General features: G+C 60.6%; 14 protein-coding genes and 3 pseudogenes. 7 read left to right on the top strand and 10 right to left on the bottom strand.

Annotation, left to right across the window (positions count from 1 at the left end; genetic code table 11):
- The first annotated feature begins 13 nt into the window (after nucleotides 1-13).
- The 3 genes from AC3ZU9_RS12980 (at nucleotide 14) to AC3ZU9_RS12970 (ending at nucleotide 4,528) form a co-directional block, all read left to right on the top strand.
- Nucleotides 14-1,354, top strand: a complete 1,341-nt coding sequence (locus tag AC3ZU9_RS12980) for a c-type cytochrome (protein WP_490090822.1) — start codon at nucleotides 14-16, stop codon at nucleotides 1,352-1,354.
- A gap of 358 nt (nucleotides 1,355-1,712) precedes the next feature.
- Nucleotides 1,713-2,945, top strand: a complete 1,233-nt coding sequence (locus AC3ZU9_RS12975) for a pectate lyase family protein (RefSeq protein ID WP_490090821.1) — start codon at nucleotides 1,713-1,715, stop codon at nucleotides 2,943-2,945.
- A complete protein-coding gene (locus tag AC3ZU9_RS12970) occupies nucleotides 2,945-4,528 on the top strand; it encodes a rhamnogalacturonan lyase B N-terminal domain-containing protein (RefSeq protein ID WP_490090820.1) in 1,584 nt (527 codons plus the stop codon). Before AC3ZU9_RS12975 ends, AC3ZU9_RS12970 begins: the two co-directional genes overlap by 1 nt.
- A gap of 27 nt (nucleotides 4,529-4,555) precedes the next feature.
- Here the strand turns inward: AC3ZU9_RS12970 and AC3ZU9_RS12965 are convergent.
- The 8 genes and pseudogenes from AC3ZU9_RS12965 to AC3ZU9_RS12930 all read right to left on the bottom strand — a co-directional run.
- Nucleotides 4,556-4,906: pseudogene (locus tag AC3ZU9_RS12965) on the bottom strand (ATP-binding protein); the annotation flags it as partial.
- 519 nt (nucleotides 4,907-5,425) lie between these two features.
- Nucleotides 5,426-5,761, bottom strand: a pseudogene (locus tag AC3ZU9_RS12960) (response regulator transcription factor); the annotation flags it as partial.
- A gap of 213 nt (nucleotides 5,762-5,974) precedes the next feature.
- Nucleotides 5,975-7,024: pseudogene (locus tag AC3ZU9_RS12955) on the bottom strand (sensor histidine kinase); the annotation flags it as partial.
- A gap of 1,287 nt (nucleotides 7,025-8,311) precedes the next feature.
- A complete protein-coding gene (locus AC3ZU9_RS12950) occupies nucleotides 8,312-9,397 on the bottom strand; it encodes an ABC transporter substrate-binding protein (protein WP_490090819.1) in 1,086 nt (361 codons plus the stop codon).
- Nucleotides 9,398-9,854: 457 nt separating this feature from the next.
- The gene (gbdR, locus tag AC3ZU9_RS12945) at nucleotides 9,855-10,931 is read right to left on the bottom strand and encodes a choline metabolism transcriptional regulator GbdR (protein WP_490090818.1); all 1,077 of its coding nucleotides are present in this window, start codon (nucleotides 10,929-10,931) and stop codon (nucleotides 9,855-9,857) included.
- Entirely contained in the window at nucleotides 10,928-12,337 is a 1,410-nt protein-coding gene (gene gabP / locus AC3ZU9_RS12940; protein ID WP_093545189.1) for a GABA permease, read from the bottom strand. Before gabP ends, gbdR begins: the two co-directional genes overlap by 4 nt.
- Nucleotides 12,338-12,496: 159 nt before the next feature.
- Nucleotides 12,497-12,775 carry a flavin reductase family protein gene (locus tag AC3ZU9_RS12935; protein WP_122810581.1) on the bottom strand — a complete coding sequence of 93 codons (279 nt, stop codon included), beginning with the start codon at nucleotides 12,773-12,775 and terminating at the stop codon, nucleotides 12,497-12,499.
- 292 nt (nucleotides 12,776-13,067) lie between these two features.
- Nucleotides 13,068-14,150, bottom strand: coding sequence for an LLM class flavin-dependent oxidoreductase (locus AC3ZU9_RS12930; protein WP_012724828.1), 1,083 nt, complete (start codon nucleotides 14,148-14,150; stop codon nucleotides 13,068-13,070).
- A 292-nt stretch (nucleotides 14,151-14,442) separates the two neighbouring features.
- Between AC3ZU9_RS12930 and AC3ZU9_RS12925 the strand changes: the two genes are divergently transcribed.
- Complete coding sequence (locus AC3ZU9_RS12925; protein WP_490090817.1) at nucleotides 14,443-15,063, top strand: hypothetical protein; 621 nt, start codon at nucleotides 14,443-14,445, stop codon at nucleotides 15,061-15,063.
- On the opposite strand, the gene AC3ZU9_RS12920 is transcribed toward AC3ZU9_RS12925, so the two are convergent.
- Nucleotides 15,015-15,347 (bottom strand): hypothetical protein, encoded by a 333-nt coding sequence (locus tag AC3ZU9_RS12920; RefSeq protein WP_012724826.1) that lies wholly within the window; start codon nucleotides 15,345-15,347, stop codon nucleotides 15,015-15,017. The two genes, AC3ZU9_RS12925 and AC3ZU9_RS12920, sit on opposite strands and share 49 nt — an antisense overlap.
- Nucleotides 15,344-15,652 (bottom strand): phosphomannomutase, encoded by a 309-nt coding sequence (locus tag AC3ZU9_RS12915; protein ID WP_224265927.1) that lies wholly within the window; start codon nucleotides 15,650-15,652, stop codon nucleotides 15,344-15,346. The genes AC3ZU9_RS12920 and AC3ZU9_RS12915 overlap by 4 nt, the downstream gene beginning before the upstream one ends.
- Nucleotides 15,653-15,871: 219 nt before the next feature.
- Here AC3ZU9_RS12915 and AC3ZU9_RS12910 point away from each other — a divergent pair, with 219 nt between their 5' ends.
- The 3 genes from AC3ZU9_RS12910 (at nucleotide 15,872) to AC3ZU9_RS12900 (ending at nucleotide 20,126) form a co-directional block, all read left to right on the top strand.
- Nucleotides 15,872-16,312 (top strand): low molecular weight protein-tyrosine-phosphatase, encoded by a 441-nt coding sequence (locus AC3ZU9_RS12910; RefSeq protein ID WP_102060807.1) that lies wholly within the window; start codon nucleotides 15,872-15,874, stop codon nucleotides 16,310-16,312.
- Between the two features lie 180 nt (nucleotides 16,313-16,492).
- The gene (locus tag AC3ZU9_RS12905; RefSeq protein ID WP_490090816.1) at nucleotides 16,493-18,715 is read left to right on the top strand and encodes a polysaccharide biosynthesis tyrosine autokinase; all 2,223 of its coding nucleotides are present in this window, start codon (nucleotides 16,493-16,495) and stop codon (nucleotides 18,713-18,715) included.
- Nucleotides 18,716-18,788: 73 nt separating this feature from the next.
- Nucleotides 18,789-20,126, top strand: a complete 1,338-nt coding sequence (locus AC3ZU9_RS12900) for a UDP-glucose dehydrogenase family protein (RefSeq protein WP_122811129.1) — start codon at nucleotides 18,789-18,791, stop codon at nucleotides 20,124-20,126.
- The last annotated feature ends 5 nt before the right edge of the window (nucleotides 20,127-20,131 follow it).

Below are 20,131 nucleotides of genomic sequence, written 5' to 3'. Positions count from 1 at the left end.
TCAGGAAATGCCCATGAACACCCGTCGATTCGCAAGAACCGCAGGCTGGCTGGCGCTGCCCTGCCTGGTCGCGGCAGGCCTGCTGGCCTGGTATGTCACCCGTGAGCCTGCTACACCGTTTGAAAAGGAACAGGCCGCCGCCTTCGAGCTCGCAGTGGTCAGTCGCGGCGAATACGTCGCCCGCTTGAGCGATTGCGTGGCCTGCCACAGTTTGCCCGGCAAGGCGCCGTTCGCCGGCGGCCTGGAGATGGCCACGCCGCTGGGAGCGATTCACGCCACCAACATCACCCCGGACCGGGACACCGGCATCGGCGCCTACACGCTGGCCGACTTCGACCGGGCGGTGCGCCACGGCGTCGCGCCGGGTGGCCGGCGGCTGTACCCGGCCATGCCCTACCCGTCTTATGTGAAGCTCAGCGACGACGACATGCGCGCGCTGTACGCGTTTTTCATGCAGGGCGTGCAACCGGCCAAGCAGCCGAATATCCCCAGCGCTATTCCCTGGCCGCTCAACCTGCGCTGGCCGATCGCGCTGTGGAACGGGGTGTTCGCGCCGACCGCCCCTTACGCCGCCAAGCCCAACCAGGACGCACTGTGGAACCGCGGTGCCTACATTGTCCAAGGCCCCGGTCACTGCGGCAGTTGCCACACGCCACGCGGCCTGGCGTTCAATGAAAAGGCGCTGGACGAGTCCGGAGCGCCGTTCCTCGCCGGCGCCCTGCTCGACGGCTGGTACGCCCCCAGCCTGCGCCAAGACCCCAACACCGGATTGGGCCGCTGGAGCGAGCCGCAGATTGTGCAATTCCTCAAGACCGGGCGCAACGCCCATGCCGTGGTCTACGGCTCGATGACCGAGGCCTTCAACAACTCCACGCAGTTCATGCAGGACGACGACCTGGCAGCCATCGCCCGCTACCTCAAGTCGCTGCCCGGCGACCCGCAGCGTGACGGCGCGCCGTGGCAGTATCAGGCGGTAACCGCAGGCCAGGACACGCCCGGTGCCCACACCTATGCGACGCGCTGCGCCTCCTGCCACGGCCTCGACGGCAAGGGCCAGCCGGAATGGATGCCCCCCCTGGCCGGCGCCACCTCGGCACTGGCCAAGGAAAGTGCATCCGCGATCAACATCACGCTCAACGGCTCACAACGCGTAGTCGCCGCCGGCGTGCCGGATGCCTACCGCATGCCGGCGTTTCGTGAGCAATTGTCCGACCCGGAAATCGCCCAGGTGCTGACCTACATGCGCAGTACATGGGGCAACAACGGTGGCGCGGTCGACGCGAAAGCGGTGCGCGAGTTGCGCGGGCATACGGACCCGGCGAGCAGCAGCCCGATCATTTTGCATATGCGCTGAAGGGCGATAGTCCTAAAGCCACTTGTGGCGAGGGAGCTTGCTCCCGTTGGGTCGCGAAGCGGCCCCAGCACTTTGTTTAAAAAGGCTGGGACTGCTGCGCAGTCCAACGGGAGCAAGCTCCCTCGCCACAGGTACAGTGTTCTGCCTTCCGAGATGAGCGGGTAGACGCACGAAAACCGGTCAAATACGGCTATTTGCCAACGTCCAACTGAACCTCAGCTGAAGACAATCGCTATCGCGATTAAACCGTTTGATTAATACCCATGGGTGTTCGGATCATGGCCGGCCTGTTTAACAAGGCCTGGCCGCCTGGAATGAACCACTCAGGACAACGCCGTTGCCCCTCCGGAATCCCTTTGTGCGGTACCTGTCAGCCTCCGTGCTGTCGGCCTCTTTGCTAACACCACAGTTGGCCCTGGCGGCAAGTCATCCCGACGGTTTTGCCAAGGCCGTAACCGGTGGTGGCGAAGTTGCGGCCGTGCATCCCGCCACGGCGGCCGAACTGAAAAAAGCACTGTGTGCACGCTTCGACACGCGCGGCAATTGCACCGATGACACTCCGCGCGTTATTGCCTTGGACCATGTCTTCGATTTTCGCAATTCGGTGGTGACCGATGGCAGTGCCCACGTCACAGAGGCCGGGTGCATGGCCAACGCCTGTCCCCATGGCGGTGGACAATGGGCAATCGACGGTGCCAACCATTTCTGCCAGTCGAAACCACCCGCCACGGTGACCTATGACAAAGCAGGCTTGCAGCGCCTGAAAGTCGGCTCGAACAAGACCTTATTGGGCGTGGGGGCCCATGCCGGTATCCAGGGCATGGGGTTGTTCATCGGGAGCGGCGCGCACAATGTCATTGTGCGCAACCTGACCCTATCGGACATCAACCCACGCGTGGTCTGGGGCGGCGATGCACTCACCCTGGACGATGCCGATGGCGTGTGGATCGACCACGACACCTTTGCGCGTATTGGGCGGCAGATGATCGTGACCGGTTGGGGCAGCGCGACCCATGTGACGATTTCCAACAACGAATTCGACGGCCGCACGCCCTACTCCGCGACCTGTGATGGTCATCATTACTGGGTGTGGCTGTTTCTGGGCCATCACGACACGCTGACGCTGCTCAGAAACTATGTGCACGACACGTCGGGCCGGGCGCCCCATTCGGGCGGCATGGGCGATGCCGAGGTGCGCGCGCAACTGGTCAATAACCTGTTTGCCCACCTGACATACCAAGGCGCGATCATGTCCCGTACCGCCAGCTCCCATTTGCTGGTGGAAGGCAATGCGTTCGAAGACGTGACACACCCACTGTTCAACGATACCCGGCAACCGGGCACGGCGTACGCGCTCTTCGATCCCGTCGCGCAGTCGGCCACCGACACCTGCCAGGCCGCGCTAGGCAGGCCCTGTGTGGCTAACCTGCAGCACCTGAGTGGCGACGACTATCGTCCCCAGGATACCGCGGCACTGGAGGCGTTCAGGGCATACCGTCAATACCTGGTTAACCCGCAGCCCGCCGATAGTGTGCGGATTGAAGTCCCACACGACGCGGGTGCGGGCCACCTCAATCCAGGCAGCCACTGATGCGACGATTCCTGCTGATGGTGTTTTGTACGCTTGCGGCCCAGGCACACGCCGCCAGCTTCGGCTTCACGCGCACCGACGCCCGAATCGACGTCGACACCGGTACAGACCTGCTGTTCAGCGTGGACACGCGCAATGGCGACCTGGTCTCCATGCGGTACCGCGACAGTGAATTGCAGACCACCGAGCCCAAAGCCTCGCAGCTTGCATCCGGCCTGGGCAGCGCGCAAGTAGACGCGCGCACGGTAGCGGACGTGATTGTCATCAGTGCTCGCGCGGGCAATGTGATCCACTACTACCTGGCGAAAAAAGGACGCGCAGCCATTTACATGGCGACCTACGCGCCAACCCTGCTACCGGTGGGCGAGCTGCGCTTTGTTGCGCGGCTCAACGTCAGCAAGCTGCCCAAGGCCGATCGCGGCACCGACTCCAACGTCGGCACGGCCATCGAAGGCAAGGATGTGTTTCTGCTGCCCGACGGGCGCACCAGCTCCAAGTTCTATTCGGCACACGCGATGATCGACGACCCCCTGCACGCGGTCAAAGGCCCGGGCGTGGCGGTCTACATGTTGATGGGCAACCGTGAGCTCAGTGCTGGAGGGCCGTTTTTCAAAGATATCGCCACCCAGAAAACGCCGATCACCCACGAGCTGTACAACTACATGTTCTCCAATCACACCCAGACCGAAGCCTATCGCGGCGGCTTGCACGGGGTGTACGGGCTGTTGTTTACCGACGGTGGCGCGCCCTCCGACACCGTGAAAGACCTGAGCTTCGTCAACGATAACCTCGGCCTTGCCGGCTTCCTGGGCAGCACAGGACGAGGTGCGCTGGCCGGTCAGGTTTCGGGCGTGGCCAGTGCATTGCCGGCGGTAATCGGCTTGAGCAATGCCGGCGCCGAATATTGGGCCCGTGCCGACGACAGCGGCCGGTTCCAGTTGACGGGGATACGTCCAGGGCAGTACCGGGTGACGCTCTATCAGAATGAGTTGGAGGTGGCGCAGCGCAGCGTTGATATCAACGCGGGTGCCACCACGCAGACGCGCCTGCAGGCGCAACCGTCGACAGGCCAAGTGAAATGGCAAATCGGCACACCTGATGGCACTCCGGCAGGGTTTCTTAACGCGCACCTGCTCGCCTCCGCTCATCCCAGCGACTCACGCATGGCACCGTGGAAGCCGGTCACCTACACCCTCGGCACCAGCCGCCCCAACGAGTTTCCCGCCGCACAATGGCGTGACATCAACACCCCCACGCGCATCACCTTCATGCTGGCCGCCCACCAAGTGCGCGACGCTCGCCTGCGCCTGTTCATTTCCCTGGCTCAAGCCGGTGGGCGCCCGCAGGTGAGCGTCAATCAGCGCTGGCAGGCGCCCGTGCCACCGGCGTCGAACCAGCCGGACAGCCGGGGCATCACCCGTGGGACTTATCGGGGTAATAACGTGGTGTTTGAGGTCAGCATCCCCGCCAGCGCGTTGCAGGTTGGCGCGAACACACTGGAGATCGGTGTTGCATCGGGCAACACCGGTAAAGGCTTTCTGAGCCCGGGTTTTGTGTTCGATAGCGTGCAGTGGGTACAGTAATGATCACTGGCACTCGGTCAGTCCATTTCACATCAGCAAAGGCGTGTTCTGCGGCGTATCAAGCGGGATATCGAGGGTGAAAGTTGCGCCCTGTCCAGCCCCGTCGCTGTGCATGGTCAAGCGGCCACCCATTTCCTGCGCGGCGAGCGCGCAGCTGTGCAGGCCAAAACCGTGACCGTCTTTGCGCGTAGTGAAGCCATGCGAAAAGATACGCGCCAGGTGCTCAGGCGCAATCCCGTTGCCGTTGTCGGCCACCGACATTCGCAACACTGACCCGTCAACGAGGGACGCATCGAGGGTGATGCACGGGTTGCGATCGACCACGCCGTCCATCGCCTGCCTGGCGTTGCCGATCAGGTTCACCAGAATCAGCAGCACCCGGTGCCGGTCCAGAGACAGCAGGGGCAAGTCGGCAATCTCCTTGACCACCGCCACCTCCTGGCGCGCCAGTGATCCAGCGCTCAGGCGCAAGGCATCCTCGATTAACGCTGGCACCGAGACGGTTTCGACGACACTGACGGCAACGGCATAGGACTGCTGGGCAGCGACAATGGCTTTGATGTGGTCAATGCCCTTGGTGAGTTGCTCGAGTTCTTCGATGATGCCCTGTTGCTCCGCCGTCACCACTTCCGCCAGCTTGAGCAGGTAGCCGGGCAGCATCTTTCCTTTGGGATCGCTGGAGAGAAAATCGCTCAGGTCATCGACATGTTCGTTCATCATCTGAGCCACCTTGCCCAGCCCTTGGGCTTTGGAGGTGCGCATCTGGCTGCTGACCAGTTCCGCCGATACGTTCACGCTGTTGAGGACGTTGCCGACGTTGTGCAGCACCGTCGTGGCAATTTCGGCCATGCCCGCCTGACGGGATTTTGCCTGCAGTTCGGTTTGCACTTGGCTCATGCGTAGCGCCGCACGTACACGCGCCTTGAGCTCCAGCGGCGAGAACGGTTTGGCGATATAGTCGTCGGCGCCACTCTCCAGCCCGGAGACGCAGGCCTCGCTGCCGCCGCGGGCGGTTAACAAGATCACGGGTAAATGGGCGAAGCCAGCGCTGGCTTTGATTCTGGCTGTCAGGCCAAAGCCGTCGAGCTCCGGCATCATTACATCCGAAAGGACGACATCGATGGGCCGACGCTGCAGGAGTGCCCAGGCCTGCTCGCCATCAGCTGCGGTGGCGACGATGTAATCGTCGTGCAAAAGCTCGCTGAGGTAGCTCAGCATTTCCGGGCTGTCGTCGACCACGAGCACCCTGGACTGCGAGGCGTGTTCCAAGTGCTGCTCGTCGTCTGCGCCTTGCATCGAAACGCGGTCGTTGCCGCTGCTTTGGCGACCGTGGTCGAAACGCAGGTGGCGCTGCTCGGTGGTGCTCGTTGTGCTCGCCAGTGATCGCTCGTGCATATCGCTGGCTTCGGTCGGCAAGGTGTCTTGCTCATCCCCCAGCGGAAGTCGAACGAAGAAGCACGAGCCTTGTCCGGGCTCACTGTTGACGCCGACTTCGCCCCCCATCAGTTCGACCAGATACTTGACCAGGGCAAGACCGATGCCCGTGCCGCTGTAGTGGCGCGTGGCGGAATTGTCGATCTGGGAAAAACGCTGGAACAGCAGCGGCAGTTTGTCTGGCGCAATGCCAATGCCCGAGTCTTGCACCGCGAGTTCAAATCGATCGCCATCAAGCGCAGTGACGGCCAGGTGCACGGTGCCGCCAGCGGGCGTGAACTTGATGGCATTGCTTACCAGGTTGAGGAGAATCTTCTCGAAGTGTCGGGGGTCCAGGAACACCGTACCGAGGGCGGGATCGATGCTGCAGGTCAAGGTGCAGCCTTTGCCCTCGGCCACCATGGCGGCATCTTCCGCCAGCACACCCACCATTTTGTTCAGGTCAATGGGCGCCGGACACAACTCAAACTTGCCCGCTTCGGCCTTGGAGAAATCGAGGATGTCGTTCACCCGGTTCATCAAGCGCAGCGCGTTGCGTTGGGCGCGGTCGATTTGCACACGCCAGTCCGCCGGCGGGAGGGTCGCCGCCGAGAGCTGCTCCAGGGGGGCGAGAATGAGGGTCAGGGGGGTGCGCAGTTCGTGGCTGACCGTGGCCACAAAATCGCTCTTTGCCTGGTTAGCCGTCTCGGCCTGGTTGCGCGCTTGAATCAGCTCGACGGCCTGCGCCTCCAGCACCTCGGTCTGTTGGTGCAGCGTGTCGGTGCGTTCGGCGACCATTCTTTCCAAAGAGGCCTGGACTTGCTGTCGTTCGGCTTCAGCCTCGGCCTCCAGTACCCGAATGCGCAGGGCATTCTCCTGGAACACCCGTACGGCGCGGGTCATGATCCCTATCTCGTCGCCGCGTCCAGCGTTGGCAATCGCGGCGTTCAGGTCGCCGGCCGCAAGCCGGCGCATGGCCGAGGCCAACGCCACGATGGGCTGCGCGACAAACCGCGACGTGCTCCAGGCGATGGCGCTTGCGAGCAGGATGGCAACGGTACCCGCGACCACCGTCGCAAGCATTCCGCGATCATTGTGAACCAAGGCCTCGGAGCGCGCTTCACCCGCGAAGCGCGCAACCAACAGGCCGGCGCTCCGTGCCTCATTGCGAACCTGGTCGCGCGCGCCGCTCAAGGAGTTGCTCGCCTGATTAAACCTGGCGAATGCCGCCCGGTAACCGGCGATCTGATCGTAGACCGTCAGGGCCGTAGCCTTGGTTTGCAACCCTACGGACGAGGGGAGAACGCGCGAGAGACGGGAGAGTTCGTCCAGGATGGCGCCGACCGCGCTGGCGACCTCGGGCGACGGTGACAAGCGAAACGACAAGGTCTGCGCCTCCAGGGTGGCAACACGCTCGGCGAAACGCTTGGACAGCGCGGCTGCATTTTGCAGCAAACCCGTGGCGGCCTGAATGTCGTTGGCGTCATGGGAAACGTGCTCGTCCAGTTCACCCAACATCGCTTCAAGGCGCTCGGCCACATCCCCAAGGACGGCGAGATGCTGCAACGCCTCGCCACCCCGGAGCTTGGGCGCCTCGCCAAGGTGCTCGACCGCCAGGCAGGCAGCAGCGACCGCCGTCGCCAACTGATCCAGGGCCTCAACCTCCTGCGGCGCCGCCATCACCTCGCGCAATTGCTCGACCACGGGCGGCAGTGCCGCGCAGGTGTCCCGCGCCGCGATGCCGGCCGCACGATCACCGGTCACCAGCATCTTGGCCAGATTGGCGGTGATGATCCGTTCGCTGTTGCGCAGGATATCCAGGATGCGATGGGCGCTTTCGATGTTGCTTACCCGCACCTGATGGTCGGCGGCACGCGAAACAATTTCCTTCAGCCCGTCGGCGATGCCCTGTTCGACAAGGATCGTCGCCTCTCGCATCCGGCCGTAGTGGGCGGTCATGTTCTCCGTTTCGCCATCCATGGTCAGGGTCGCCGCCCGCAAGGTAGCGATCGCCGCGGCAAGCCTCTGCAGACTGCCCTTGAGCGATTGCGCCTCTGCCACCGGAATGGCAGTGAGGCCGACGATAGCCGTGGCCACCATGCCTTCGGCCTGGATCAGGCTTTCCTGGTCGCGGGTGGCGATAAAATTTTCCACTCGACCAGTAGCCGCGTTGACCGACGCCAGGATTTCCGCAGAATGGCTGGCAGAATCCACTGCACGTACCATGCCTCGCAGGCCGTAGAGGTTCACCAGCGATACCGCCAGCATCAGGAACACCAGTGCTGCGACCGCCAGGCCAATTTTGACGGCAATGGGCCTGTCCCTAAAGGGTTTGAATGTCAACATGGCACCTCGCATCCCCGCCCGCCGCTACGGCTTCATCACCTCTGGCAAAGGCGCGGGCGCCACCGTATTGTTGTTGGCCGCGTCGATCATCCCCACAACGGACGCCTGGCTGTAGAGCGGATTGGCAGCGCCACCCACGGGCATAGTGGCGAGCCAGGCGTCCAGGTCTTTCGCATCGATGCGCACCAGCGGTACCTCGACGAACTTCGGTACCTGCTTGCCCGCCAGAATCTGCTGGGCCACCCAGAAACCCACTTGGGAGACGCTCGGGGAGGCGGAGACCGAGACGGTCTCGTAGCCGTTGGCATCGCGTTCCTGTTGCCACAGGGCGAGTTCGTCCTGACGGTTCCCCATCACAATGATCGGCAACGGGCGTCCCGCCGCCTTGAACGCCATGGCGGCGCCATAACCGTCGCCCCCTTGAGTAGCGACGGCATCAATGCGGGGCAGCGACGCCAGCGCCAGCGCCACCTCCTTGCGTGCGACGGACGCCGTCCAGTTCCCGTACACGGTCTTGGCGAACTTCAGGCCAGGGTAATCGCTGGCGGCCTTGCGAATGCCGTCGCTGATATTCTTATCGGTGGCGTCGCCGGCAATACCGCGGATCTCTAACAGCGTTCCGCTGCCCTTGAGGCGCTCGGCGATATAGTCCATTTCCACGCGGCCCATGGCCGACCAGTTGTAGTCCACGGTATAGACGCAAGGTTCGGTGACCAGGCTGGCCATGACGACCACCACGATGCCGGCATTGCAGGCATCGCGGATCACTCCGTTGAGGGCTGTGTCGGACGCGGCCAGGATGACAATCGCGTTGACGCCCTCGACGATCATGTCCTGGATCTGGGCTGCTTGTTCCGACGCCGAGTTATTGGCGCTGACCACCGGGGCCTCTCGGATCACGCCATCCTTTTGCGCTTGGAGCGCAATCTCCTGCCAGTTGCGCACCATCACCTTGCGAAAATCGCTGCCCGCATAGGAGTTGCTGAAGGCAATGCTATGACTTGCGGTTGAATCGCCGGCGGCGTGGGCTGGGTTGGCAACCACCATCACCAGCCCGGTCACGCAGCCGGCGAAGCGCCATAAGATTCTGTGGATTGATTTAGCGTTCATGCTGTTCTCCATCGTGCATGGGATTTACCAAAAAGTAATCCACCAGCACCTGGCGACAGCCTGGATCGACTGCTTGGTCTGGTTGGAGCAGTCGCTCATAGTCGGGAAGGCGCTTGCCTCTCTGGTTGCTCCTGGGTTTGCACGCCATCGACGCTCAAACCAATGCGAACATCGCGGGCGAAACTGATGAGGCAGAATAGGTCGCAGCACGGCCAGATCACAGCAGTGCCGACGAAAGCCACTGCGATAATGCCTGCAATGGCATGAGCATAGTATCAAAGTGCCCTATTCGCGCGCGGCCATGGCGGACTTCGGCCCACTGAGCGTCCCACAAGGTAACACCGACGACGACACTTGGGTGGGGGGGCGCGGTGAAAGCCAAAGAAGAGGTTTCTTTGGGCGAAAAAATAGCCCTCGGGGTTAGCAAGGCCACTCAAACGAGTGTCCTCACCTGAGCCTACGATTTCAGGTTTTTAACGCTGGCAAACGTCAACTCCCCCCGTGCCTGCTCCAAAGTGTTCATCGGCATGGACACCGGCACCACCTGAAGGATCGGTTTCAGCACGCTGGCTCGCTCACTGGACGTCACCAGGCGCTCATCACTGGGCGGCACGCCAAAGTATTCCCGATAGCATTTGGAGAAGTGCGGCGTGGACACAAACCCACAGAGCAAGGCCAGCTCCACGATCGAGATGGGAGTTTGCTTGAGCAACTGGCGCGCGCGAATCAGCCGCAACCGAAGGTAGTACCGCGAGGGCGAACAGTGCAGATACTTCTGAAACATTCGCTCAAGCTGTCGGCGCGACAAGGCCACATACTCCGCCAGTTGATCCAGGTTGATCGGCTCTTCCAGGTTGGCCTCCATCAGCGTGACGACTTCCTGCAACTTCGGTTGCTGGGTGCCCAGCATATGCTTGAGCGGCACGCGCTGGTGGTCTTGCTCATTGCGCATGCGCTCGTACACAAACATGTCCGAAATCGCCGCCGACAGCTCGTGACCATGATCATGACCAATCAGATGCAGCATCATATCCATCGGCGCGGTGCCCCCCGAGCTGGTGAGGCGATCCCTGTCGAGGGTGAACACGCTGGCACTGAGGGTCACCCGTGGGAAGGCTTCCTGCATGGCCGCCAACCATTCCCAATGCACACTGCATTCAAATCCGTCGAGCAACCCCGCGCGAGCCAACACCCAACTGCCGGTACAAATACCGCCCAGGCGCTTCGAATAACGCGCCTGGGTGCGCAGCCACTTCACGAGCTCGCCGGTCACCGTGTTCTGAATGCTCGTACCGCCGCACACCAACACGATATCGGCAGCCGGCGCAGTGCCTGCCGAACAGTCAGGTGTGATGGGCATGCCATCGCTGGCCCATACGGGATTACCGTCGACACTTGCGGTGTGCCAACGATAAAGCTCCTGACCCGACAGCTGGTTGGCCATGCGTAGCGGCTCGACCGCAGACGCCAAGGAGATCAGGGTGAACTGGTCCAGCAGCAAGAAAACCAGACGGGTAACAGGCCGGGGGTTCATGGGCGCGAAGCGACGGGCATCGGCTTCTGCGCGCTGTCGGGGTGCCGCGCCGTGATGACGCCGACCAGGGAAATCAACAAGGCCAACCCGATGGTCGAAGACACCTCAAAGCGATGCTCAGGCGTCAACAGCATCACCGCCAATGCGGTGCAAATGAAGGCGATGACCAACCAGGTCAACCAGGGAAACAGCCACATTTTGAACGTCAGCGTGACGTTGCGGCGTTGCAGGACCTTGCGCATGCGCAGTTGTGAAACCGCGATCACCAAGTACACCAGCAAGGCGATGGCACCCGAGCTGGCCAGTAGAAACTGGAACAGCCCCGCGGGCATGAAGTAACTGAGCAAGGTCACGCCAGCCCCCAATACCGTACTGGCGATGACTGCGGCCCTCGGCACGCTCGCTGCCGATGTCTTTTTCATCAGCGTGGGCGCATCCCCCCGCTTGCCCAGGGAGTACAACATGCGCGAAGCAATGTAGATGGACGAGTTCATGCAACTGGCGACGGCGATCAGCACCACCACGTCCACCAGTAGCTTGGCATGGGGAATGTTCATCAACTCCAGTGCGCGCTGATAAGAACCGACCGACGCCAACAGCGGGTCATTCCAAGGCACAACGGAAATAACCACAAAGATCGACAGCACGTAAAACACCCCGATGCGCCACATCACCGAACGCGTAGCCCGGGCGATATTCTGCGCCGGGTTATTGGACTCTGCGGCCGCAATGGTGACGGCTTCCGTGCCGATAAAGCTGAACATGATGGTAATGAATGCCCCGACCACCGCAGACAAGCCATTCGGTGCGAACCCGCCGTGCTCTTCCATCAGTCGACTCAAGCCGCTGGCCTCGCGCTCCGGGATCCAGCCCATCAATACCGCGCCCCCCAGGCCGATGAAACCAATGATCGCCACCACCTTGGCCATGGCAAACCAGAACTCGAATTCGCCGTACTTGGAGACGCTGAACAAATTGGTGACCACCAACAAAAAGATCGACAACAAGGCAAACAGCCAAGCGTCGATCTGCGGGAACCACTGGTTCAGGATATGCCCGGCGGCCAGCGCTTCGATGGGAATCACCAGCACCCAGAACCACCAGTACAGCCAGCCGATCGTAAACCCGGCCCAGCGCCCGATGGCTTGGTCGGCGTAGGTTGAGAAAGAGCCGGTGTCCGGGTTGGCCACCGCCATCTCCCCCAACATACGCATGACCAGCACCACCAACAGTCCGGAAAACAGATACGCCAGCATCACGGCCGGCCCCGCCGCCGCAATGGCATGCCCGGAGCCGACAAACAATCCCGCACCGATAATGCCTGCGATGGAGAGCATGGTGACATGACGCGGCTTGAAGCCCTGCGCTAGCTGGCCGTTTGAATCCTTGGAACTCAGGCTATTCATCGTTGTTTTTATTCTCTGTGATCGACGCCAGGACGCACTGACTGAAGGGTCAGGTGATCATCTTTTTTTAATGACGGGTCACAGTACGCGGCAATCCCGCCGCGAAAATAGCCTCATAGCGGCACACAAGCGCCTGATATCGACATGGGCCAAAGCGGCTCAGCAGGCTTTGGATGCCTCGCCCAAGCGGTGATAAGCGTGGGATCCGACTTCGTGGACCTGCGTAATACGGCAGTCGACATTGACCAGCGCGTCGATCATCACCGGCGCGCCGCTCTCCAGCGTCGTCCACTGCGTCACGGCAACGCGCTCATCCATCGTCAGCGCACGGTTCGCGAACGCCCCGGACATCTCTTGATGTTCGCCACACAGAATGTTGACGCACACCGCGCCATAGCGCTTGAACCGGCTCTGGTGATGACCATCACTAGGCCCCATTGAGAATCACGCAGAAACGACAAAAGAAGCCTAAGCGTCTTTTTCACAAACCCAAAAAAAGCCACTCTATTGAGTAATGCCAGTCAGTTAAGACGTAGAAAGTGTAAAAAATAACCTGTGGCGAGGGAGCTTGCTCCCGTTGGGCCGCGAAGCGGACCCAGCACTTTGTTTAAAAAGGCTGGGACTGCTGCGCAGTCCAACGGGAGCAAGCTCCCTCGCCACAGGTACAGTGTTTGCCCTTAACTGGCTGGCATTTGGGCAAGCCCCTTCCACCTTGGGTTTTGTGTTGTTTTCAGGCTACCTGCTTGGCCTGCTCGCGTTCTGCGATGAGTTGGCGGGTGAGGGGGATCAAGCGCTTGCCGTAATCGATTGCATCATTGAGCGGATCAAACCCACGAATCAGGAATGTGGTAATCCCCAGGTCGTAGTAATCCACCAGCGCTTCCGCGACTTGCTCGGCGGTGCCCACCAACGAGGTGGAGTTGCCCTGTGCGCCGAGCAACCCGGCAATCCCGGTCCACAGGCGCTTATCCAGCCGCGAGCCCTGCGCCGCTGCCGCGAGCAACCGACGCGAGCCTTCGTTCGGCGGTTCGCGTCGTACAAAACCATTCTTCTCGGCCAGCGCCGTGGCCTGCTGCAGGATGCTGTCGGCGCGCGCCCAGGCCAACGCTTCGGTCTCGGCGAGGATCGGTCGCAACGACAAACTGAAGCGAATCGTGCGCCCATGCTTGGCGGCTTCGGCGCGTACCTGGGTCACGATTTCACGCACTTGCTCGTAGGTTTCGCCCCACAGCGCGTAGACGTCGGCATGCTTGCCCGCCACTTCGATCGCGGCCTTGGAGGCACCGCCGAAATACAACGGGATGTGCGGTTGCTGCGGCGATTTAACGGTGGAGTGCGCTCCTTCGACCTGGTAGTAGGTGCCGTCAAAATCAAAAGGCTGTTCGCTGGTCCATTCCTGGCGCACCACGCTGAGGTATTCGTCGGTGCGCGCGTAGCGTTCGTCCTTGCCGATATGGCTGCCGTCCGCACGCAGTTCGCGGTCGTCGCCACCGGTGATGATGTGCACGGCGGTGCGCCCGCCGTTGAACACGTCGAGTGTGGTGAACTGGCGTGCGGCCAGGGTGGGCTGGGTGAAACCCGGGCGGTGGGCGATCAGGAATTGCAGCTTCTTGGTCACGCTGGCGGCGTGGGAGGCGATCAGCGTGCTGTCCGGGCTGTTGGAATGGAAGGCCACCAGGGCACGGTCGAAACCTGCGTCTTCGTGGGCGCGGGCCACGGTCTCAACGTAGTCGGGTTGCAGGGTAGGGCCGCTGCGTGGATGGATTTCGGAAGCGTGATGGCCGCCGATGTAACCGATGAATTCAATGCTCATGGTCTGTCCTTATCTGGGGCGTGGTCTCTTGCGGGATGGGCACCTCCACCGGGCAGGGGGTCGGATATTCGTGTCCAAAGTAGGGGCAGGGACGGCGCCTGTAAAATGCCGTTTGGTTCTAACCTAATTATTAAAAAAAATAGTATTAACCTGTAGCTGTATCAGGAAAATGCATTTTAGCCTGAAGCCTCGCCGGGCTTTCAGCACCATCCTGACCGTAGATAACGTTGTAATTTCCCCGATGCTCAGGTCTGATGGGCGCCGAAAGGGGCACGTTGATGGTTGGGGAATGATGCGCGCAGAACTTGCACACTATGGCGGCATTACCGTCATGATTCCGGCCGCCATCATCCTTGCGGTGTGGCTGAGGTATTCGAACCCATGGGCACTTCGCGCCTGGGTCATCACCGTCGGCGTTAGTTATTCGATTGTCGCGTTCAGTAAGTTGTTATTCAAAGGCTGGGGTTTGTCGTTTGAGCCTTTGGACATTGCCGTATTAAGTGGGCATGCCATGAACACGACCCTGATGATCACCGTGGCAGCGAGTCTGATTGCGCGCCAGTTCAATCCGCGATTACGCTGGCTGGCGGCGGGGGTGGGGTTAATGGCCAGTGCCTGGTTCAGTGCCTATTGTGTTGCGCCTTACATCCATCCGCTGAACGAAGCATTGGCCGGTGCCACGCTGGGGGCTGTGGCGGCCATGGCGTTTCTGTGGCGAATCGAGCCCGTTGACGTCAAGGTTTCCCCGGCCTACATCGGTGCTGGCCTGGCAGCCTTGCTGGTGTGCGCCATGGCGCCCAAGTACAACGCCGAGTTGCTGCTCAACCGCGTGGCAATCACCCTCTCAGGTGCCGAACGCGCCCATCAAGAGCCTTCCTGGCGACTGGAAGCGGCGCACAGCAGGGCCGAGTAAGTCACCAGGTCCAGCGCCCGGTTGCTTTCCACCATCAGTTCCAGCAACACCGTCTGCGCGTTGAAGCGCTGCACATCACCGCGACGCCGCGCCTCGATCATCTGCTTGAACAGCGTATGGGTGATCTGCTGCGGCGAGCTGCCCTGCAGCTGTTCCAGCCAACGGCCGATCGCCAGGGTATTGCGCCGGTACTGCGTGCCCACCGCCGGCTCGGCGAAACCTTCAAACATCCCCGTGAGCTTTCTCAGCGCGTAGCTGCGTATCACATCGTCCAATAGGCTCATGGCCGCTCCTCAGTGCCGGAGATATTCGCCAGCAATTCGGCGGTCTTGACCTGCATGAACTGGCTGTCGCCACGACTTTCCACGCACAGGCACACCGACGCCGCATCACTGACCTGCAACTTGAAACGCCAATCGGCAAACACCATCGACAGCCCAGAGCCGGACTCATCGCTGTCCAGGGAGTTATCGGCATACAACACCTGCATGCGCTCGACGACGCGGGTCGAGTTATTCACTTCAACATGAATATTTCCCGAAGAAGGAAATAGGCCAATACGCTCTACCAATAACTTTGATGTGTTCATGGCCGTCCCTCGTTGTTGCTCTCAGGCGGCACTTTATTATGCGAAAAGGGAAAAGTAATGGAATGTTATTTTTAGTCGGTTAATACACTTTTGTTATTTTTCGTCTGTCTCGATGGGTAGTCGAAGTCGTGGGCTTGTGATCATAATCGCCTCGCTGCTTGAAGTAAGGTCATCCCTTTTACTACCGGGTTAATACAGTACGGCGCGTGGGAGGTTGCCTTGTTCAATAGGATTTTGATTGTGTGCGTCGGCAATATTTGTCGCAGCCCCACGGCAGAAAAGTTACTGCGCAATGCGCTTGCGTCCTCCGCCATAGAAGTGAGTTCGGCGGGGCTCGCCGCGTTGCGTGATAGTCCTTTGGAGCCTACGGCTTCACTGGTGCTTGCCGAGCACGGTCATGCGCCTGGCGCACACCGGGCGCGTCAACTGACGAGCGATGCGGTGAGTGACGCGGACCTTGTCCTGGTGATGGAACAGCGGCATATCGACGAGGTGCTCAGCCTCGCTCCGGAGGCTCGGGGCAAGGTGTTCCTGCTGGGTAAATGGCAATACAACCGAGAGATCATGGACCCTTATCGTCAAGGCAAGCCGGCCTTTGTTCACGCGTATGCGTTGATAGAACAAGCCACTCAGGCATGGGCACAACGCTTAGTTAGTTAAGTGTGCGTGGAGGCGGTTGGATACTCTAAGGGATCCGTTGGCGTTGAATAGTTAGGAATATTGTTGGGCAGGCTCGAGTGAGAGTTTGTGTATTGAGTGAAGCCGTTAAACGTGCATGGAGCCGGGCGTCTTGCACCCTGTGCCATTCCTTGACTATTGGTTAGAAAAAAGAACTGACTTATGCAATCAGCACCCGCAATCGCGTCGCACAACGGCGAAGAAACTGATCTCGACTTCATGCTGTTGTTGGGCACTTTACTGGACCATAAGTGGCTGATCGGTGGCATCAGTATTGCGTTTATGGCGTTGGGGGCGGCCTACGCCGTGTTGACGCCTCCTATTTACCAGGCGACTGCGCTGGTTCAGGTGGAGCCGAAGAAAAGCGACATGCTGGGTTTTTCTGACGTCGGCAGCCTGCTCGGCAAGGAGTCGCCCACGGTCACGGAAGTCGAACTGATCCGTTCGCGAATTACCATTGGCACCGCTGTCGACAACCTCAATCTCGATCTTGAAGTGAAGCCCAAGCGCTTTCCATTGATCGGCGACTTCATGGCTCGGCGCTTCAAACCCGCGCAGGCGCAGGCGGTCGCTAGCCCATGGCTCGGACTGTCCAGCTACGGCTGGGGCGGCGAAGAGCTGAGATTTTCGCAGTTGCACCTGCCTGCCGACCTGTTGGGCCAGGCACTGACCCTGACGGCCGGTAGCGGCGACAGCTTTACCCTGTCAGACCAGGACGACACGGTGTTGCTGACAGGGCAGGTGGGTCGTTATTACGAAAGCGATGGCATCAAGCTCAAGGTCGAGGTACTTCAAGCCAACCCTGGCGCGCAATTCAGCGTAATCCGTTCACCGCGGCTCACCAGCATTCTGCGCTACCAGAAGTTGCTCGATGTGGCGGAGCGCGGCAAGGAATCGGGAATTATCGGCCTGGCGCTGGAAAGCACCCGGCCTGCGGCGGCCATTCAAGTGCTCAATGAGGTGGCGCGTATCTATGTGCGCCAGAATATCGACCGCACGTCCGCAGAGGCTGCCCAGAGCCTGGCCTTTCTCAAGGATCAGTTGCCGCAGGTACGCAAGGATGTCGAGCAGGCTGAGACAGCGCTGAATAAGTTTCAGATCCGCAACAAAACCATCGATATCAGCCTCGAGGCCAAGGCGATTCTTGACCAGATCGTCGCACTGGACGCGAGCATCTCGGAACTCAAGATGCAGCAGGCCGAGATCGAACGAAAATTCACCCCCCAGCACCCGGTGTATCGGGCACTGCTGACACAATTGGCAGAGCTCACTGCACGTCAGAATGAGCTGGCCAAGAAGGTCGAGAGCCTGCCCACCACTCAGCAAGAGTTGCTGAGCCTGACCCGAGACCTGAAAGTCAGCACCGAGATCTACACGCAGTTACTGAACAAGTATCAGGAATTGGATGTGATGCGCGCCGGCACGGTCGGCAATGTGCGCCTGATCGACACGGCCGATGTCGACTTGAGGAACCCGATCAGGCCGCAAAAAGCCTTGATTGTCGTGATCGCCACGCTGCTCGGTGCCTTTGTCGCGATTGCACTGGTGCTGTTTCGCAAAGCGCTCAACCGCGGCGTATCCAACCCCAATGAACTGGAAAAACTCGGCTTGCCGGTCTACGCAGCGATCCCGTTCAGTGCGATCCAGAAAGACATGGACCAGAAGCTCGTTCGTACCAGCAAGCCCGGTGCTACGCAGTTGCTTGCGCTCAGCAACCCAACGGACCTTGCCATTGAAGGGCTGCGCAGCCTGCGCACGAGTCTGCATTTCGCCATGTTGGAAGCCGGTAACAACCGCCTGATGATTTCCGGGCCCAGCCCGCAGGTTGGCAAGACCTTCGTCTCGTCGAACCTGGCAGCGGTGGTGGCTCATTCGGGACAGCGAGTGCTGTTGGTGGATGTGGACATGCGCAAAGGCTACTTGCACAAGGTCTTTGGTATTCCGGCTGAGGACGGGCTGTCCGACCTCCTGGCCAAGCGCTGTGAGCTCGGTGCCGTGATCCATCCCACGAAGGTAGAGAACCTTCACGTCCTTGCGCGTGGGCGGATACCCCCGAACCCATCGGAGCTGCTGATGCATGCCAACTTCAGCGAATTCCTGGAGCACGTCAGCGCCCTGTATGACCTGGTGATCCTCGATACGCCACCGTTTCTCGCCGTCACCGATGCAACCATCGTCGGACGCCAATCCGGTACCAATTTGATCGTGGCCCGCTTCGAGCTGAACTCGGTGCGGGAGGTGGAATTGACGATGCGTCGTTATCAGCAGAATGGGATTGAGCTTAAAGGCGCGATTTTCAACGGCATTGAGAAACGCTCATCCGCCAAGTACGGGTACGGCGCCTACAGCTATTACCACTACGAGTACACCTCAGACAGCGTTTGATCTTGGATGGCAGGCAATTGCAGTCCAACGCGCAGCACGTCTACCACTGGCCGCAGGTTCAAAGAGAAACGCTATGAAAGTCACCGTTTTTGGCATTGGTTATGTAGGGCTGGTCCAGGGGGCGGTACTCGCTGAAGTCGGTCACGACGTGCTGTGTGTCGATATCGATGCGCATCGGGTCGAACGCCTTAAGCAGGGGCACATCCCGATTTATGAGCCAGGCCTGGAGACCCTTGTCAGGGAAAACCATGCGGCCGGTCGCTTGAATTTCACCACCGACGCCGTGGCTGCGGTCAAGCACGGCGAAGTGCAGTTTATCGCCGTGGGCACACCACCGGATGAAGACGGTTCGGCCGACTTGAAGTATGTGCTGACGGTGGCCGAGACCATCGGGCAGCATATGCAGGCCCCGCTGACCATCATCGACAAGTCCACGGTTCCCGTAGGTACGGCCGACAAAGTCAGTGCGCGCATTGCCGCCATGCTCGCCGTGCGTGAGCGCGCCGACTTGGCCTTTGACGTCGTGTCCAACCCGGAATTTCTCAAGGAAGGCTGCGCGGTGGCTGACTGCATCAGGCCGGACCGTATTGTCATCGGCACTGCCAGCCGGCATGCCGAAGCGGTGATGCGCGAGCTCTATGCGCCGTTCAATCGCAACCACGAAAAGATCATTGTGATGGACGTGCGCAGCGCTGAGTTGACCAAGTACGCTGCCAATTGCCTGCTCGCCACCAAGATCAGCTTCATGAACGAGATGGCCAACCTGGCCGAGAGATTGGGTGCCGACATCGAGATGGTACGTCAGGGGATCGGTTCCGATCCGCGTATCGGCTATCACTTTCTCTATGCGGGGGCGGGGTACGGCGGGTCGTGCTTCCCGAAGGATGTCCAGGCGCTGATCCAGACGGCCGAGACCATCGACTTCGATGCCACGCTGCTCAAGGCGGTGGAGCGGCGCAACGTTGAACAGAAACACAGCGTGTTCAACAAAATATCCACGCACTTCAACGGCGAGCTGGCGGGTAAGACATTCGCGCTCTGGGGGCTCAGTTTCAAGCCCAACACCGATGACATGCGCGAGGCGCCAAGCCGCGTATTGATGGAAGCCCTTTGGCGTGCGGGGGCCAAGGTGCAAGCCTTTGATCCGGAAGCCATGGAGGAAACCCAGCGCATTTATGGCGACCGCGATGACCTGCGCCTGTGCGGCACCAAGGAAGCCTGCCTGAAAGGCGCCGACGCCTTGCTGATCGTCACCGAGTGGCAAGTCTTCAAGGCACCGGATTTCACCGTGATCCAGCAGCAGCTCAAGCAGCCGCTGATCTTCGACGGGCGCAACTTGTTCGACCCCGCCAGTGTGCTGAAGAAAGGTATTCACTACGTATCCATCGGGCGACCTCTCAACTCGGTATAGGTCTT

The organism is Pseudomonas sp. A39 (assembly GCF_058145955.1).
The sequence above is the reverse complement of the archived record's forward strand: the minus strand, read 5'-3'. Positions and strand labels throughout refer to the sequence as shown.